This is a genomic window from Actinokineospora sp. UV203 (genome assembly GCF_056323665.1).
Window position 1 is genome coordinate 401,355 of the sequence record NZ_CM150484.1, and the last position, 16,305, is coordinate 417,659.

General features: G+C 69.7%; 11 protein-coding genes and 3 pseudogenes. 9 read left to right on the forward strand and 5 right to left on the reverse strand.

Features of this window, described 5'->3' with window-relative positions:
• Positions 1 to 65: 65 nt before the first annotated feature.
• The 6 genes from whiA to ACUZ2Y_RS01925 all read left to right on the forward strand — a co-directional run bounded on the left by whiA (position 66) and on the right by ACUZ2Y_RS01925 (position 5,327).
• The gene (gene whiA, locus ACUZ2Y_RS01900) at positions 66 to 1,052 is read left to right on the forward strand and encodes a DNA-binding protein WhiA (RefSeq protein WP_476326287.1); all 987 of its coding nucleotides are present in this window, start codon (positions 66 to 68) and stop codon (positions 1,050 to 1,052) included.
• A gap of 441 nt (positions 1,053 to 1,493) precedes the next feature.
• The gene (gap, locus tag ACUZ2Y_RS01905; protein WP_476326289.1) at positions 1,494 to 2,498 is read left to right on the forward strand and encodes a type I glyceraldehyde-3-phosphate dehydrogenase; all 1,005 of its coding nucleotides are present in this window, start codon (positions 1,494 to 1,496) and stop codon (positions 2,496 to 2,498) included.
• A gap of 5 nt (positions 2,499 to 2,503) precedes the next feature.
• On the forward strand, positions 2,504 to 3,700 hold the full coding sequence (locus tag ACUZ2Y_RS01910) for a phosphoglycerate kinase (protein WP_476326291.1): 1,197 nt from the start codon (positions 2,504 to 2,506) through the stop codon (positions 3,698 to 3,700).
• 1 nt (position 3,701) lies between these two features.
• Entirely contained in the window at positions 3,702 to 4,487 is a 786-nt protein-coding gene (tpiA, locus tag ACUZ2Y_RS01915) for a triose-phosphate isomerase (RefSeq protein ID WP_476326293.1), read from the forward strand.
• Positions 4,488 to 4,663: 176 nt separating this feature from the next.
• Positions 4,664 to 4,897, forward strand: coding sequence for a preprotein translocase subunit SecG (gene secG / locus ACUZ2Y_RS01920; protein WP_091383272.1), 234 nt, complete (start codon positions 4,664 to 4,666; stop codon positions 4,895 to 4,897).
• Between the two features lie 88 nt (positions 4,898 to 4,985).
• Entirely contained in the window at positions 4,986 to 5,327 is a 342-nt protein-coding gene (locus ACUZ2Y_RS01925; RefSeq protein WP_091383273.1) for an RNA polymerase-binding protein RbpA, read from the forward strand.
• Positions 5,328 to 5,404: 77 nt separating this feature from the next.
• Here the strand turns inward: ACUZ2Y_RS01925 and ACUZ2Y_RS01930 are convergent, their stop codons facing one another.
• Entirely contained in the window at positions 5,405 to 6,643 is a 1,239-nt protein-coding gene (locus ACUZ2Y_RS01930; RefSeq protein WP_476326296.1) for a sensor histidine kinase, read from the reverse strand.
• A gap of 258 nt (positions 6,644 to 6,901) precedes the next feature.
• On the opposite strand from ACUZ2Y_RS01930, the gene pabB reads away from it, so the two are divergent.
• The 3 genes and pseudogenes from pabB to ACUZ2Y_RS01945 all read left to right on the forward strand — a co-directional run.
• Positions 6,902 to 8,944, forward strand: a complete 2,043-nt coding sequence (gene pabB / locus ACUZ2Y_RS01935) for an aminodeoxychorismate synthase component I (protein WP_476326298.1) — start codon at positions 6,902 to 6,904, stop codon at positions 8,942 to 8,944.
• 51 nt (positions 8,945 to 8,995) lie between these two features.
• Positions 8,996 to 10,027: pseudogene (locus ACUZ2Y_RS01940) on the forward strand (glycerophosphodiester phosphodiesterase family protein); the annotation flags it as partial.
• A gap of 36 nt (positions 10,028 to 10,063) precedes the next feature.
• A pseudogene (locus ACUZ2Y_RS01945) lies at positions 10,064 to 11,026 on the forward strand (glycerophosphodiester phosphodiesterase family protein); the annotation flags it as partial.
• 14 nt (positions 11,027 to 11,040) lie between these two features.
• Here the strand turns inward: ACUZ2Y_RS01945 and pgl are convergent.
• The 4 genes and pseudogenes from pgl to ACUZ2Y_RS01965 form a co-directional block, all read right to left on the reverse strand.
• Positions 11,041 to 11,820, reverse strand: a complete 780-nt coding sequence (gene pgl / locus ACUZ2Y_RS01950) for a 6-phosphogluconolactonase (protein WP_476326300.1) — start codon at positions 11,818 to 11,820, stop codon at positions 11,041 to 11,043.
• 329 nt (positions 11,821 to 12,149) lie between these two features.
• A pseudogene (opcA, locus tag ACUZ2Y_RS01955) lies at positions 12,150 to 13,064 on the reverse strand (glucose-6-phosphate dehydrogenase assembly protein OpcA); the annotation flags it as partial.
• A gap of 70 nt (positions 13,065 to 13,134) precedes the next feature.
• On the reverse strand, positions 13,135 to 14,676 hold the full coding sequence (zwf, locus tag ACUZ2Y_RS01960; RefSeq protein WP_476326302.1) for a glucose-6-phosphate dehydrogenase: 1,542 nt from the start codon (positions 14,674 to 14,676) through the stop codon (positions 13,135 to 13,137).
• Entirely contained in the window at positions 14,673 to 16,295 is a 1,623-nt protein-coding gene (locus ACUZ2Y_RS01965; RefSeq protein ID WP_476326304.1) for a glucose-6-phosphate isomerase, read from the reverse strand. Before ACUZ2Y_RS01965 ends, zwf begins: the two co-directional genes overlap by 4 nt.
• Between the last annotated feature and the right edge of the window lie 10 nt (positions 16,296 to 16,305).

The window sequence follows — 16,305 nt, forward strand, 5'->3', positions numbered from 1 at the left end:
TCGGCGTGTCGTGGTGGGATAGACGGCGGGGCGGCCCGTATCCCGGGCCAGGGAGAGGAGTACCAGTGGCGATGACAGCCGCGGTCAAGGACGAGCTGAGCAGGTTGGCGGTGTCCAAGACATGCTGCAGGCGTGCCGAGGTGTCGTCGCTGCTGCGGTTCGCCGGCGGCCTGCACATCGTGGCCGGGCGGGTGGTGGTCGAGGCCGAACTCGACACCGGCTCGGCGGCCCGTCGCCTGCGCAAGGACATCCACGACCTGTACGGGCACCACGCGGACGTCCACGTGATCACCTCCGGTGGCCTGCGCAAGGGCACCAGGTATGTCGTCCGGGTCGTCAAGGACGGCGACGGCCTGGCCCGCCAGACGGGCCTGCTCGACCCGCGCGGCCGCCCGGTCCGAGGACTCCCCGCCCCCGTCGTCTCCGGCGGCGTCTGCGACGCCGAAGCCGCGTGGAGAGGCGCGTTCCTGGCTCACGGCAGCCTGACCGAACCCGGCCGCTCGTCGGCCATGGAGATCACCTGCCCCGGCCCCGAAGCCGCCCTGGCCATCGTCGGCGCCGCGCGTCGAATGGGCATCCAGGCCAAGTCCCGCGAGGTTCGCGGCGCTGACCGCGTGGTTGTGCGTGACGGCGACGCCATCGGCGCCATGCTCACCAGGCTCGGCGCCCACTCCAGCGTCCTGGCGTGGGAAGAACGCCGGATGCGCCGGGAAGTGCGGGCCACCGCCAACCGCCTGGCCAACTTCGACGACGCCAACCTGCGCCGCAGCGCCCGCGCGGCCGTCGCGGCGGCGGCTCGGGTGGAGCGCGCGATGGAGATCTTGGGCCCAGAGGCCCCGGAACACCTGACGGCGGCGGGCGAGCTGCGGCTGAACAACAAGCAGGCATCTCTTGAGGAGCTGGGCCAGCTCTCCGAGCCGCCGATGACCAAGGACGCGGTGGCAGGCCGGATTCGACGCCTGTTGGCGATGGCCGACAAGCGGGCCAAGGAAATGGGTTTGCCGGACACGGAGAGCGCCGTGACTCCCGACATGCTTGAGGCCGACGCGTAGTGCAGGCGATGCGTCTGAGCCTCGGTTCAGGCCGTGGCGGCGTAGTTCGCCGTGGTGTGGGTGCGCTCAGGACATTGAGCGCGGCCCAGACGGGATCCAAATTGTGACTCCCGTCTCATCTGTGTATCCAAACCATGAGATCCCGCACTTGTACTCATGGGAGCGCGGGTGCTGCTTGGGGGAGGAGCACCCGCGGAGGGGGAATCGGACTGGAGTCCGCCCGGCGTGGGGGCGGGCGGACTCCACTCCGGCCCAGATGAACAGATCAGCCGTGTTTCGTCACCGGCGCTCAATCACTCCGGCCGGGCCTCTGGTGTTCATGACGTCTCTCTGATTCGATAAAGAGAGACGGCCGACCTCTTGACCTGCGGCACCACGCGCGGGCGCTAGGGTTCACCGGAGTACCAGTTAGGCCAACCCAAGGGATGAGGGAGACGCACGGTGACGGTTCGCGTAGGTGTCAACGGTTTCGGTCGCATCGGTCGCAATTTCTGGCGGGCGCTCGAGGCCAGCGACCACGACATCGAGATCGTGGCCTTCAACGACCTCGGTGACATCAACACGATGGCGCACCTGCTCAAGTACGACAGCGTGCTGGGCCGCCTGCCCTACGACGTGAAGGTGACCGACGAGGGCATCCAGGTCGGCGACCACCACCTCAAGGCCCTCGCCGAGCGCGACCCGGGCAAGCTGCCTTGGAAGGACCTCGGCGTCGACGTCGTGATCGAGTCCACCGGGTTCTTCACCAACGCCGCCGACGCGCGCAAGCACGTCGACGAGGGTGGCGCCAAGAAGGTCATCATCTCCGCGCCCGCCAAGGGCGAGGACCTGACCGTCGTCCTCGGCGCCAACGACGACCAGTACGACGGTTCGCAGACCGTCATCTCGAACGCCTCCTGCACCACCAACTGCCTGGCTCCGCTGGCGAAGGTGCTGCACGACTCGTTCGTCGTCGAGCGCGGCCTGATGACCACGATCCACGCCTACACCCAGGACCAGAACCTGCAGGACGCCCCGCACAGCGACCTGCGTCGCGCCCGTGCGGCCGCGCTGAACATCGTGCCGACCTCGACCGGTGCGGCGAAGGCCATCGGCCTGGTCCTGCCCGAGCTCAAGGGCAAGCTCGACGGCTATGCGCTGCGCGTGCCCGTGCCGACCGGCTCGGCCACCGACCTCACCGTCACCCTGGGCCGCGAGGTCAGCCTCGAAGAGGTCAACGCCGCGTACAAGGCGGCCGCCGAGGGCGCCCTCGCCGGCATCCTGCGCTACAACGAGGACCCGATCGTCTCCACCGACATCGTCGGCGACCCGGCCTCCTGCATCTACGACGCGCCGCTGACCAAGGTCAACGGCAACCAGGTCAAGGTCGTCGGCTGGTACGACAACGAGTGGGGCTACTCCAACCGCCTCGCCGACCTGACCGCGCTCGTCGCCTCCAAGCTCTGAACGCGATGAAAACTCTTGACGACCTGATCGCCGAGGGCGTCCAGGGCCGGCGCGTGTTCGTGCGCTCCGACCTCAACGTCCCGCTGGACGGCGACAAGATCACCGACGACGGCCGCATCCAGGCGTCGCTGCCGACGATCTCCAAGCTGGCGGAAGCCGGCGCGAAGGTCGTCGTGGCGGCGCACCTGGGCAGGCCCAAGGGCAGCCCGGACCCGAAGTTCTCCCTCGCCCCGGTCGCCACGCGGCTCGGCGAACTCCTCGGCAAGCCCGTCGCGCTCGCGACGGACGTCGTGGGGGAGTCGGCCAAGTCCACTGTGGACGGCCTGGCCGACGGCGGCGTCGCACTGCTGGAGAACGTGCGGTTCGACGCGCGCGAGTCGAGCAAAGACGCCATTGAACGCAGTGGCTTGGCCGACGAGTTCGCGGCGCTGGTCGGCGCTGACGGCGCGTTCGTCTCCGACGGATTCGGTGTGGTGCACCGCAAGCAGGCCTCGGTCTACGACATCGCCACCAAGCTCCCGGCCTACGCCGGCGGCCTGGTGCTCGCCGAGGTCGAGGTGCTTCGGCAGCTCGCGGGCGAGCCCAAGCGGCCGTACGTGGTGGCGCTGGGCGGCTCCAAGGTGTCGGACAAGCTCGCGGTCATCGAGTCGCTGCTGCCCAAGGTCGACACGCTCCTCGTCGGCGGCGGCATGTGCTTCACCTTCCTCGCCGCGCAAGGCCACGGCGTCGGCGACTCGCTGCTCGAAGCCGACATGATCGACACCTGCAAGCGGCTGCTCGCCGACGCCGGTGACAAGATCATGCTCCCGGCCGACATCGTGATCGCCGACGACTTCTCCGCCTCGGCCAACACCCACACAGTCCTTGCCGGGCACATCCGCGAGGCGTGGAAGGGCCTGGACATCGGCCCGATCACCGTCGAGCGCTACAGCGACGTGCTGCGGTCGGCGGGCACCGTCTTCTGGAACGGCCCCATGGGTGTGTTCGAGCTGGCTCCGTTCGCTGAGGGCACTCGTGGTGTCGCCCAGGCGATCGTCGACGGTGACTCGTTCTCCGTCGTCGGTGGCGGCGATTCGGCGGCGGCCGTGCGGCTGCTCGGCCTGCCCGAGGACGGGTTCTCCCACATCTCCACCGGCGGCGGCGCGTCGCTGGAATACCTGGAGGGCAAAGAGCTCCCCGGCGTAGCGGTCCTGGAGGCCTGAAGTGGCTAGGCAAGTCCTGATCGCGGGCAACTGGAAGATGAACCTCAACCACCTTGAGGCCATCGCCCTGGTGCAGAAGATCGCCTTCTCGCTGCCCGAGAAGTACTACGCGAAGGTGGAGGTGGCCGTGCTGCCGCCGTTCACCGACATCCGGTCGATCCAGACCATGACCGACGGCGACAAGCTGCTGCTCAAGTACGGCGCGCAGGACATCTCCCCGCACGACTCCGGCGCCTACACCGGCGACGTGTCGGGTCTGATGCTCGCCAAGCTCGGCTGCAGCTACGTCACCGTGGGCCACTCGGAGCGCCGCGAGTACCACGCGGAGACCGACGAGCTGGTCAACAAGAAGGTCAAGGCCGCGCTCAAGCACGGGATCACGCCGATCCTGTGCCTGGGCGAGCGCATCGAGGTCCGCGAGGCAGGCAGCCACGTCGAGCACTGCACCACGCAGCTCGTCGAGGGCCTCAAGGGTCTCAAGGCCGAGCAGGTCGCCAAGGTGGTCATCGCCTACGAGCCCGTGTGGGCGATCGGCACCGGCCGCGTGGCCACCCCGCGGGACGCGCAGGAAGTCTGCTTCGCCCTGCGCAAGCAGCTTTCGGAGAAATACGGCGACGACGTCGCCAACACCGTGCGCGTGCTCTACGGCGGCTCGGTGAAGTCCGGCAGCATCGGCGAACTGGTCGCGCAGGACGACATCGATGGCGCTCTCGTCGGCGGTGCGAGCCTGCAGGCCGACGAGTTCACCAAGCTCTGCGCACTGGCCGCAGGCGGACCGTTGCCGTAGGTGAGGACGCTTTTCCGGGCCGGGTAGCATTGCGCTGCCCGGCCCGCGGCGTTCTTGCGGATGCGGGCGCCTGGGATATCTGGTAACAGTTCGCGGCTATCAGGCCGGGGCGGTGCTCGAAGACCTGTGCCGCACCAGGTAGCCTGTTGCTTCCACCGTTCGACAGCGAGGATGACATGGTTCTGACCCTGCAGATCGCACTCATCGTGACCAGCCTTCTGCTGATCCTGTTGGTGCTGCTGCACCGCGGTCGCGGCGGTGGCCTCTCCTCGCTCTTCGGCGGCGGAATGCAGTCCAGCCTCTCCGGCTCCAGCGTCGTCGAGAAGAACCTCGACCGTGTGACGCTGTTCGTCGGGTCGGTTTGGATCATCTGCGTCATCGGCTTGGGCCTGCTCGTCAAGGTCATCTGAGTCGGCATTCACCCGCTGCCGGGCTGGGGCCAGGCGGCGGGGCTCGCAGGACAAACTGACGAACCACGTGGTGGGGGTGTGAACATCAATGGCCGGTGGCAACGCGATCCGGGGTACCCGGGTCGGGGCTGGTCCCATGGGTGAATCCGAGCGAGGCGAGTCCGCCCCTCGGCAACGAGTTTCCTACTGGTGCGCGAACGGACACGAGTCGCGTCCGTCGTTCGCCCTCGACGCGGAGCGCCCGGAGTCCTGGGACTGCCCGCGCTGCGGCCTCCCGGCCGGGCTCGATGAGAAAGAGCCGCCGAAGGCGCCGCGCAACGAGCCGTACAAGACACACCTCGCTTACGTGAAGGAGCGCCGCTCGGACGCCGATGGCGAAGCCATCCTGGCCGAGGCATTGGCCAAGCTCCGCGCTCGCCGCGAAGGCTGACTTTCAGCTGGAAAAGCCACCCCAGGGTTCCCTGGGGTGGCTTTTCCGTTTACGAACGCCCCGCGAGTATTTGAAATCTAAACCGAAAGCGGATATGTGGCGCGCACCCGGAAACCGCCGTCCGCTGTCGGTCCGGCGGTAAAAGTGCCGCCAAGCAGACCGGCCCGCTCGCGCAGCCCCAATAACCCGTGCCCGCCCGACGGAAGCCCGGATGGACGGCATTTCGGCCGGTCGTTACGGATTTCCACCACCAGCGTCGACCCAGCGGTCTGCACGCGCACCGTCGTCGGTGACCCCGCCGCGTGCTTGTGCACGTTGGTCAAGGCCTCCTGGATCGTCCGGTACGCCGCCCGCGACACCGGGGCGGGCAGCAGCTCCGGCGACGCCTCCATCGCCAGCGTCACCGACACGTCGCACCCGTGGACGAGCGTGCCGATGTTCTCCAGTCCTGGCTGGTATTCGTCCTCGTCGCCACCGGACCGCAGGACGCCGACAAGTTCGCGCAGCTCCTCCAGCGTCCGGGTGCTCAGCGCGCGGATCGTCTCCGCGGCCTCCACCGACTCGGCGTCCTTGGCCGACACTTTCAGCGCCCCGGCCTGCATCGCGATCAGGGTCACCTGGTGGGAGACCACGTCATGCATCTCCCGGGCGAGTTTGGCCCGTTCGGCCGAGCGCACGGTTTGGGCGTGCAGGCGCTGTTCTCGGGCGCGGCTGCGGGCGAGCTGGTTGATCCGGGCCGACAGCTCCTGCCGAACCGTGATCAACATGCCGATGGCCACGGGCATCCCGGCGACCAGCACCCCGTAGATCGCGTCGAGGAAGTGTTCGCGCCACGTCAGTTCGAGGAAGTCGGCCCATGGCCACAGCACGAATCTGCACAGCCCGACCAGGAACGCCGCCACCAGCGTCCGCCAGGTCAACAGGTAGCGCTTGGCCAGCGTCCCGAGGGCGATCATCGCGGCGAGCTGGGCCCACCCGGTGAAGAACCCCGGGATGGTCAGCACCAGCGCCACGCACGGCACGTGTCGGCGCAGCGGCATCGCCAGCACGGCCAGCCACGACAGCCAAAGCGAGTAGCCGGGGGCACCGTCCGGCTCGACCAGCCACACGTCGAGCGCGGCGATCGACGTGGCGGCGATGTCGGAGACGATTCCCCTGATCCGAGGGTCGGCCCAGAGGGCCGCGAGTCTTGGCGGCAGGGGGAATCGGCGACGCGCTTGCCCGGCTGTCCGGGCGGGCGTCACCAGGGCGGTGTCGTCAGGAACGACCATCTGGGCGACCAGGGTGCCACCTCCATTGACGAGCGCCGTGTCCAAGACCGTTTCTCGCTGCTCAGGCTGGTCATGCGTGGCCGCGCGCTGCTCGGGAACGGTCTTCGAGGTTGTAGCATTCTTGCGGTTCGAGCCCGGGCGGCGCGGTAGGTGTGGCATGGATCGCCTTTCTGGCCCACGAGCAGTCGCGGGGTTCGCTACCCACAACGACGGAGAATCGCCCATATCGGGACGAAGTAGTGCCCGATTCTGTGCGAGAGCAAATCGCCGGCCACAAGCTTGGCGGGGAGGGGAGGAGGAGATTTGCGTACGCTGATCATCGATAACTACGACTCCTTCACCTACAACCTTTACCAGGCTTTGGCCGCCATCGATGGCGCTCGGCCGACTGTTGTCCGAAATGACGAAGACTGGGACCTCGGCGGGCTGGTCGATTTCGACAACGTGGTCATCTCGCCCGGGCCCGGCCATCCCGCCGTGCACCGCGACATGGGGCTGAGCCGCGCCGTCCTCGCCGCCGCGCGCCAGCCGCTGCTGGGCGTGTGCCTGGGCCACCAGGGGCTGTGCCTGCTCGCGGGCGCCGAGGTCACCCGGGCACCCGAGGTGCGCCACGGCAGGCTGTCGGAGGTCCGCCACGACGGCCGCGAGCTGTTCGCGGGGATCCCGTCGCCGATGCGGGTCGTGCGCTACCACTCCTTGGCCGTCGAAGACCTGCCCGACGAGCTGGAAGCCACCGCCTGGGCCGAGGACGGCGTCCTCATGGGCGTGCGGCACCGCGAGCGGCCCGCGTGGGGCGTGCAGTTCCACCCCGAGTCGGTGTGCACCGAACACGGCGACGCCCTGCTGGCGAACTTCGCCGACCTGACCCGCCGTTGGTGGGACGAACACCCGCGCGAGACCGTGGTCGCCGCGCCCGTCCCCGAGACCCACCACCCCGAGCCGCCGCCCGCCGCGCGGGTCCATGTCCGCAAGCTGACGGTGCCGGTCACCGCGGAGGAGACGTTCGACGCCCTTTACCGGGACTCCGCGCACGCCTTCTGGCTCGACAGTGCCACCGGCGGCCGGTTCTCGTTCCTCGGCGACGCCTCCGGCCCGCTGGCCCGCGTCGCCACCTCCGACGTGTGGACCGGCCAGGTCACCATCACCTCGCGCACGGGTGTCGAGGTCGTCCAGGACGAGTTCCTGGCCTGGCTCGACGCCGACCTGGCGCGGTGGCGGGTCGAGGTGCCGGACCTGCCGTTCGGCTTCGCCTTGGGCTGGGTGGGCTATCTGGGCTACGAACTCAAGGCCGAGTGCGGCGCCGACCGGGTCCACCACTCGCCCGACCCGGACGCGCAGATGGTCTTCGTGGACCGGGCGGCGGTGTTCGACCACGCGACCGGCGAGGTGTTCCTGCTGGCGTTCGACGTGGAGTGGGCGGACCGGACCGCGGCCCGGCTGGTCGACCTCGCCGCGGCCCCCGCGCCCGCGCTGCCGGTGGAGCGCGGTGTGGTCGCCGGAGCCCTCACCCCGCGCCACGACCGGGCCGCGTACCTGGCGATGATCGACGAGTGCCAGGCCGCGATCGCCGACGGTGAGACCTACGAGGTCTGCCTGACGAACGTGCTCACCGCGGGGGCCACGATCGACCCGTGGCAGGCCTACCGGTATCTGCGCCGCAAGAGTCCGGCCCCGTTCGGCGCGCTGCTGCGCTTCGGCGACCTGTCGGTGCTGAGCACGTCCCCGGAGCGGTTCTTATCCGTCACGGCGTCCGGCCAGGTGGAGTCCCGCCCGATCAAGGGCACCCGCCCGCGCGGCCGCACGGAGGCCGAGGACGAGGCGCTGCGCCACGACCTCTCCACCGACGAGAAGGACCGCGCCGAGAACCTGATGATCGTCGACCTCGTCCGCAACGACCTGGGCGTCTACGCCGAGATCGGGTCCGTGCACGTGCCCGGGTTGTTCGAGGTCGAGACCTACGCGACCGTGCACCACCTGGTCAGCACGGTCCGCGCGCAACTGTCCGAAGGGGTCTCCGCCGTCCGCTGCGTCCGCGCCGCGTTCCCCGGCGGGTCGATGACGGGTGCGCCCAAGGTACGAACCATGGAGATCATCGACCGGCTCGAACGCGGCCCGCGCGGTGTCTACTCGGGAGCGATCGGCTATTTCTCGCTGAGCGGCGCGGCCGATCTGAGCATGGTGATCCGCACCCTGGTGGCCCGACCCGGCCAGGTCGGCTTCGGTGTCGGCGGCGCGATCATCGCCCTGTCGGACCCGGCGGGGGAGTACGAGGAGACGGCGGTCAAGGCCACCACGATGCTCGGTCTGCTGGGCGCGGAGTTCCCGGATCGCGTGCGCGCGTCCTGAGTTTGCCCGCAGGCCACCGATAGGCCATCTCGGCTTGCCACCATCCGGGTCATGACCCCATCCAGGTTAGTCCGGGCAGGTGCCGTGGTCCTCGCCGCGGCCTGCCTATCCGCCGTCCCCGCCACCGCCGAGCCGCCCCGTTCCTTTGACCTGCAAGCCCACCGCGGCGGCCTCGGGCTGCGCGTGGAGAGCACGCTCAGCGCTTTCGGCACCGCGTTCCGGCTCGGCGTGTCCACTGTGGAACTCGACGTCCAGATCACCGAGGACGACCAGGCGGTGGTCACCCACGACCGCAGGGTCGACGCGCGCAAGTGCCGCGACACCGCGCCGGTCGTCGCAGGCGACCCGGAGTTCCCCTACGTCGGGAAGTTCGTGCACACGCTGTCGTTCGCCCAGGTGCGCACCCTCGACTGCGGGTCGGTCCGGCTCGCCGACCGGCCTGGACAGGAGTTGGCGCCGGGTTCTCGGATGCCGCTGCTGCGTGAGGTGTTCGCGCTGGCCGAGCGCTACCGCGCCAACGACGTCCGGTTCAACATCGAGACCAAGGTCGAGGCGGGCGCCCCGCATGAGACCGCGCCGCGCGAGAAGTTCGTCCAGCTCACCGCCCGGGAGATCGCGGCGGCGGGCGTGGAGCGCCGGGTCAGTGTGCAGAGCTTCGACTGGGGCGCGCTGATGCGGATGCGCCAGGTCGCGCCGCGGGTGCCGCTGGTCGCGCTGACCAACTACGACTTCCTGCAGACCGGCAAGCCGGGCGCGTCGCCGTGGCTGGGCGGCATCGACATCGACGACTTCGGCGGCGACCCCATCGCGGCCGTGAAGTCCTTCGGCGTCACGACGTTCTCTCCCGTGCACGGCTTCCCGCAGGGCGGCTCGGTAATCGACCCCGGCTACCGCCCGTACGTGACCCGGTCGATGGTCTCGCACGCGCACCGCAACGGGATCAAGGTGATCCCGTGGACGGTCAATGACGTGCCGACCATGGCCAAACTCCTTGACGACGGCGTCGACGGCCTGATCACCGACTACCCCGACCGGCTACGGGGCCTGCTCGCTTCCCGGGGCTACCGCCTCCCACGTGCTTATGGCTCGCCGTTCGACGTCCAGGGCCACCGTGGGGCCCGGTCGGTTCGGCCGGAGAACACCTTGGCTGCTTTCTCCTATGCGCTGAGCAATCCGGGTGTGTCCACTTTGGAGTTGGACACCGGGGTCACCTCGGACGGTCATGTCGTGGTGATCCACGACCGGACGGTCAATGGCTCGCACTGTGTCGACACCGCGCCGGTTTCGGCGGGTGACCCGGAGTTTCCCTATGTGGGGAAGCGAATCCGTGACCTGACGCTGGGTCAGGTCAAGACGCTCGACTGTGGGTCGAAGACGCTGCCGGAGTTCCCGGCGCAGCAGGCGGTGCCGGGGGAGCGCATCCCGACGCTTGCGGAGGTGTTCGACCTGGTGCGGTCGAGCGGGCGTGGCGATATCGGGTTCAACATCGAGACGAAGATCAGCCCGACCGCGGACGACACGGTGCCTTATGACGTGTTCACCCGCAAGGTGATCGGCGAGATCGTCCGCTCCGGATTCGCTTCCCGCACGACGCTGCAGTCGTTCGACTGGCGGACGATCATGCTGGCGCGGGATCTTGACCCGCGGGTGCGGACCGTGGCCTTGGTGTGGCAGTACGGCCCAGCCGAGTGCGCCACGCTCGCCGACGAGTGCTCGCTGCAGGCGGCCTACGGCGATCCGTCGGTGAAGAGCCCGTGGACCGGGGGACTGGACTGGTGGAAGCACCAGGATCTCGCCAAGCTGGTCCGCCAGTCGGGTGCTTCGACGGTGTCCTCCAACTGGCAGGTCCACGACCCGGCCCAGCCCAAGGTCACCTCGCCCGACTGGTACCTACGCCAGGACCCGACCTACTTCCACGGCCCCGACATCTCAGGCCTGCACCGACGTGGCCTCAAGGTCATCCCGTACACGGTGAACGACGAGCCCACCATGCAGCGCGTGATCGACCTCGGCGCCGACGGCATCATCAGCGACGACCCAGACCTCCTCGTCAAGATCGCCACCCGCAACGGCCTCCGCTAACCCGCGACTCGCGGTTAGGAGAGGGGTGGGGTGAAGACGTTGGGGACCTTGGTGGCGGCGGGCTTGTCGAGGAGCCAGAGGGTGCGGTGGGTGCCTCTGGCACCTGCGGCGGGTAGTTGGACCTCGCCGGTGCCGGACAGGGCCATTGCCACGGCGGGGGCCTTGTTCTCGCCCGTGGTCATCAGCCATACCTCCGTTGAGCGGCGGGCCGCTTCCAGGGTCAGGCTGATGCGGGTCGGTGGCGGCTTGGGGCAGTTGCGGACGGCCACCACCGTCGGCTCCTTCTCATACACCGCGGGGGAACCCGGGAACACCGAGAGCGTGTGCCCCTCCTCGCCGACCCCAAGCAGGCAGATGTCGAACTTCGGCACCGGCCCGTGGTCCTCCGGCTCCGCCGCGTTCGCCAGCAGCTCCGCGTAGGCCGCCGCGGCCGCGTCCGGGTCGTCGCCGAACTCGCCGTCGGAGGGAGCCATCGCGTGGACCCGCCGCGGGGAGACCGGTACGTGGTCGAGCAACGCCGCCCGCGCCTGGGTTTCGTTGCGGTCCGGGTGGCCTGACGGCAGGAACCGCTCGTCGCCCCAGTATAAGTCGACCTTCGACCAGTCCACCGCGTCGCGGGCGGGAGTGGCGCGCAGTTGCTCCAGCACCGAGATGCCGGTGCCGCCGCCGGTCAGTACCAAGGACGCCGAACCGGTGGCGGCCTGCACGTCGACCAGTCGCGTGATCAGCCGGGCCGCGGTGGCCGCCGCCAGCACAGCCGGGCTCGGGTAGACGACGACCTGGGGGCGGCTCATGAGGTGGCCTTCGGCTTGGGCGCGGCCTTCTTCGCCGCGGATGAGGCAGTGCGGGGCTTCGCCGAGGCGGGTGATCCGTTGGGCGAGGACTTCGTCGCGCCGCCTGCGGTCTTCGCCTTGCCGTCCGCCGAGGTCTTCGCGGAGGTCCCCGTGGGCGTCTTGGCTTTGCCGTCCGTCGTTGTCTTCGCGGACGACTTCGTCACCGAGGTTCCCGGGGCCGTTTTGGCTTTGTCGTCGGCCGCCGCGGTTTTCGCCGCGACCTTCGCCGAAGGCCTCGGCGTGCCCGCCGGCTGTGTCGGAGCCTGCTTGCGGGCCGCCGTCGCCCGGCCGCGGGTCACCTTCGCGAGCCCGTTGAGTGTCGCCTCGTAGATCTCGTCCGCGTCGAGCCTGCGCAGTTCCTCCGACAGGCAGTCCCGCACCTCCCGACGCTGTAGGGCCACCCGGCGCGCGGGTTGGCCCGGCTGGGTCAGGGTGCCGACCTTGCCGTCCGGCCGCTGCAGCTCCACCGTGCCCGACCGGCGCTCCATCGCCACCGACACGATCCCGTGCCCGTCGCCGGCGTTGATCCGCTTGACCGGCACGTTCAGGAACGTCGCCAGCCACGCCGCGAGCAGGTCGGTCGACGGCGAGTCGCCGCCGCCGCTGACCGACGCGGCGGTGACCTTCTCGTACGGCGGCAGGTCCAACGCCGCCGCCAGCACCGCCCGCCACAAGGTCAGCCGGGTCCAGGCCAGGTCCGTGTCGCCGTCGGCGTACTGCTTCTGGCGAGTCTGCAGGGCCTTGATCGGGTGCCGTTCGGCCGCCGAGTCGGTGATCCGCCGCTGCGCGAGCCTGCCGATCGGGTCGTCCGAGGGCCTCGCGGGCGCCTCGAACGGCCACCACGCCACGACCGGGGCGTCCGGCAGCAGCAGCGGGATCACGCAGCTCGCGCCCTCGTCGGCCAACGGGCCGTAGAGGCGCAGCACGATCACCTCGCTCGCACCGGCGTCGCCGCCGATCCGGATCTGCGCGTCCAGCCGCGCCGCGGCCTTCTTCGCGCCGCGGGCCACCACGATCACCCGGCACGGGTGCTCCCGGCTGGCGTCGTTCGCCGCGTCGATCGCGTCCTCGACGCGCTCGCCGTCGTCGGTGACGATCACCAGCGTCAAAACCCGGCCCAGGGTGTTGGCGCCACCCTGCTCACGCAGGTGCACCAGCTTGCTGTTGACCTGCGAAGTCGTCGTTGAGGGCAGGTCGATGATCAAGGTCGCCTCCAGTGCTTATGCGGGACACCCGCACCCGGTCGGCCACCGTGATCGGGAAAACGATTGTCGATCAAGGTCGCCTCCAGTGCCTGCCGGTCCGCGACATCATCTTGTCCGCGGATTCCGGCCCCCACGTGCCCGCGGCGTAGCCCTCAGGCCTGCCCGCGGTCTTCCAGTACTTCAGCACCGGCTCCAAGATCTCCCAGGACAGCTCGACCTCCTGGTTCACCGGGAACAACGACGGCTCGCCGAGCAGCACGTCGAGGATCAGCCGTTCGTAGGCCTCCGGCGACGACTCGGTGAAGGCGTGGCCGTAGCTGAAGTCCATCGACACATCCCGGACCTCCATGGCGTTGCCCGGCACCTTCGAGCCGAACCGCATGGTCATGCCCTCGTCCGGCTGCACCCGCACCACCAGCGCGTTCTGCCCGAGTTCCTCAGTGGACGTCTCGTCGAACGGCAGGTGCGGCGCGCGCTTGAACACGACCGCGATCTCGGTGACCCGCCGCCCCAACCGCTTGCCGGTGCGCAGGTAGAACGGCACCCCGGCCCACCGCCGCGTGTTCACCTCCAGGGTGATCGCGGCGAACGTCTCCGTGGTGGAGGTCTTCGCGAAACCCTCCTCCTGCAACAGTCCGAGCACCTTCTGCCCGCCCTGCCAACCACCCAGGTACTGCCCGCGGGCGGTGGTCTCGGCGAACGGCCCGACCGGCTTGGTCGCCTCCAGCACCTTGATCTTCTCGGTGCGCAAAGCGTGGGGGTTGAAGGAGACCGGCTCCTCCATGGCGGTCAGCGCCAGCAGCTGCAGCAGGTGGTTCTGGATGACGTCGCGGGCCGCGCCGATGCCGTCGTAGTAACCCGCGCGCCCGCCCAGGCCGATGTCCTCGGCCATGGTGATCTGCACGTGGTCGACGTAGTGGGAGTTCCAGATCGGCTCGAACAGCTGGTTGGCGAAGCGCAGCGCCAACAGGTTCTGGACGGTCTCCTTGCCGAGGTAGTGGTCGATGCGGAACACCGACTCCTCGGGGAAGACCTTGTTGACGACCTTGTTCAGCGCGACCGCGGAGGCCAGGTCCTGGCCGAACGGCTTCTCGATGACCACCCGGCGCCACTCGTCCGGCCCGGCCGGAGTGGCCAGCCCGGCGCGGGCGAGCTGCTTGGTCACCACCGGGAACGCGCTCGGCGGGATCGACAGGTAGAACGCGTGATTGCCGCTCGTGCCGCGCTCCCGGTCGAGGTCGGCGATCGTCGTGGCGAGGGTGTCGAACGAGGCGTCGTCGTCGAAAGTGCCCGGCACGAACCGGAAACCCTCGGCCAGCCGGTCCCACACGGCCTCACGGAACGGCGTGCGCGCGTGCTGCTTGACCGCTTCGTAGACGATCTGCCCGAAGTCCTGGTCGGCCCAGTCCCGGCGGGCGAACCCGACCAGGGAGAAGCCCGGCGGCAGCAGGCCGCGGTTGGACAGGTCGTAGATCGCGGGCATGAGCTTCTTGCGGGACAGGTCGCCGGTCACGCCGAAGATCACCAGGCCGCACGGCCCCGCGATCCGCGGCAGCCGCTTGTCCCGCTCGTCGCGCAGCGGGTTCGCCCACCGCGTCTTGGACGCTGTCACCGGTTAACCTCCGTGAGGGCCTTGACCAGGTGCGCCAGCCCCGCGGCGCGATCGGTGAAGTGCAGGCGCAGGACGGGCCTGCCGTGCTCGGCGAGGACCTGGCCGTCGCCGAGCGCCTGCGCGTGCTGGAGCACGCCGAGGGTGTAGGGGCGGTCGGGCACCGGCAGGTCTTCCGCCACAGCGCCGGTGATCTGCAGGAACACGCCGTTCTGGTGCCCGCCCTTGTGGTACTGCCCGGTCGAGTGCAGGAACCGCGGTCCCCAACCGAACGTGGTCTGCAAACCGCTGCGCCGCGCCATTTCCGAGCGCAGCAGCAGGGTCGAGGCGTCGTCGAGCCGGTCGAGATAGGCCTGAATGGACACATAGCCGAACTCGGGCGCGGCGTCGAGCAGCGCGGTCAGCGCACCCGGGAGCGAGTCGACGCCCTCGGGCAGCCAGCCGTCGGACGGGTACATCTCGACCGCGCCATCCACAAAGGACGGAGCGACCTCGGTCGAGGCGTCCGGGGAGTCGAGCAGCGCGCGCGCCGCCTTCTTCGCCGTCTCGACGTCGGGCTGGTCGAACGGGTTGATGCCCAGCAGCCTGCCCACGATCGCCGTCGCGTACTCCCACAGCAGGATCTGCCCGCCGAGCGGACCCGACGTGGCGATGGCGCTGACCGGCGGGCCGATCGCGATGGGCGTCGCGTCGTCGCCCGCGTCGGCGAAACCGGGGGAGTCGGCGTCGGCCACGACCACCGGCAGCAGCCCGGTGCCGCCCTTGCCGGTGGACTCGGCGACGAGCTGTTCGGCCCAGTCGCCGAAGCCCTTGAAGCCGGAGCCGGTGTCGGCGATGACAATCTTCTCCGCGCCCCGCGAGTGGGCCGCGCCGAGAGCGGCGGCCAGCACCAGGGCCGGGTTGTCGAGAGTGTCCGTGGCGAGGATTCGGGCCGCGTCGGCCGCGTCGTCGAGCAGTCCGGCGACGTCCGCGCCCGCGAGCCCGGAAGGCACCAGGCCGAACGCGGTGAGGGCCGAGTAGCGCCCGCCGACGTTCGGGTTGGCCAGGAACACCTTGCGGTAGCCGGCTTCCACGGACGCGGCTTCCATCGGTGAACCCGGGTCGGTGACCACGACGATGCGCGAGGCCGCGTCGATGCCCTCGGCGGCGAACGCCTGGGCGAAGATCCGCCGGTGGCTGTCGGTCTCCACAGTGGAACCCGACTTCGACGACACCACCAGCACCGTCCGGGTCAGGTCGCCCGCGAGCGCGTCGGCCACCTGGCCGGGGTCGGTGGTGTCGAGCACGACGAGCGGAACACCCGCCGTGCCGGTGATGACCTCGGGGGCGAGCGACGAGCCGCCCATGCCCGCGAGGACCACCCGGTCGACGCCCTCCGCGTGCAGTTCCGCGCGGAGGGCGTCGATCTCGGCGAGCAGCGGGCGCGAGGTCTCGTGCAGCGTGGTCCAGGCCAGCCGGACGGCCGACTCGGACTCGGCCTCAGGACCCCACAGCGTGGGGTCCTGAGCCGCGAGTTTCGACGCCACGGCGTCGTCCACGAGTTGTTGGACGAGCGAGGCGGCTTCCTCGGTGAGCCGCTGGTCGACGATGGTTACTGCGACGGTCTCTCCGGGGTGTGCCACGTGGCGTCAG

Excerpts from the sequence above, each read along its gene's own strand:
- ACUZ2Y_RS01910 (WP_476326291.1), top strand. The coding sequence starts at position 2,504 with ATGAAAACTCTTGACGACCTGATCGCCGAGGGCGTCCAGGGCCGGCGC.
- secG (WP_091383272.1), top strand. The coding sequence starts at position 4,664 with ATGGTTCTGACCCTGCAGATCGCACTCATCGTGACCAGCCTTCTGCTG.
- ACUZ2Y_RS01925 (WP_091383273.1), top strand. The coding sequence starts at position 4,986 with ATGGCCGGTGGCAACGCGATCCGGGGTACCCGGGTCGGGGCTGGTCCC.
- pgl (WP_476326300.1), bottom strand. The coding sequence starts at position 11,820 with ATGAGCCGCCCCCAGGTCGTCGTCTACCCGAGCCCGGCTGTGCTGGCG.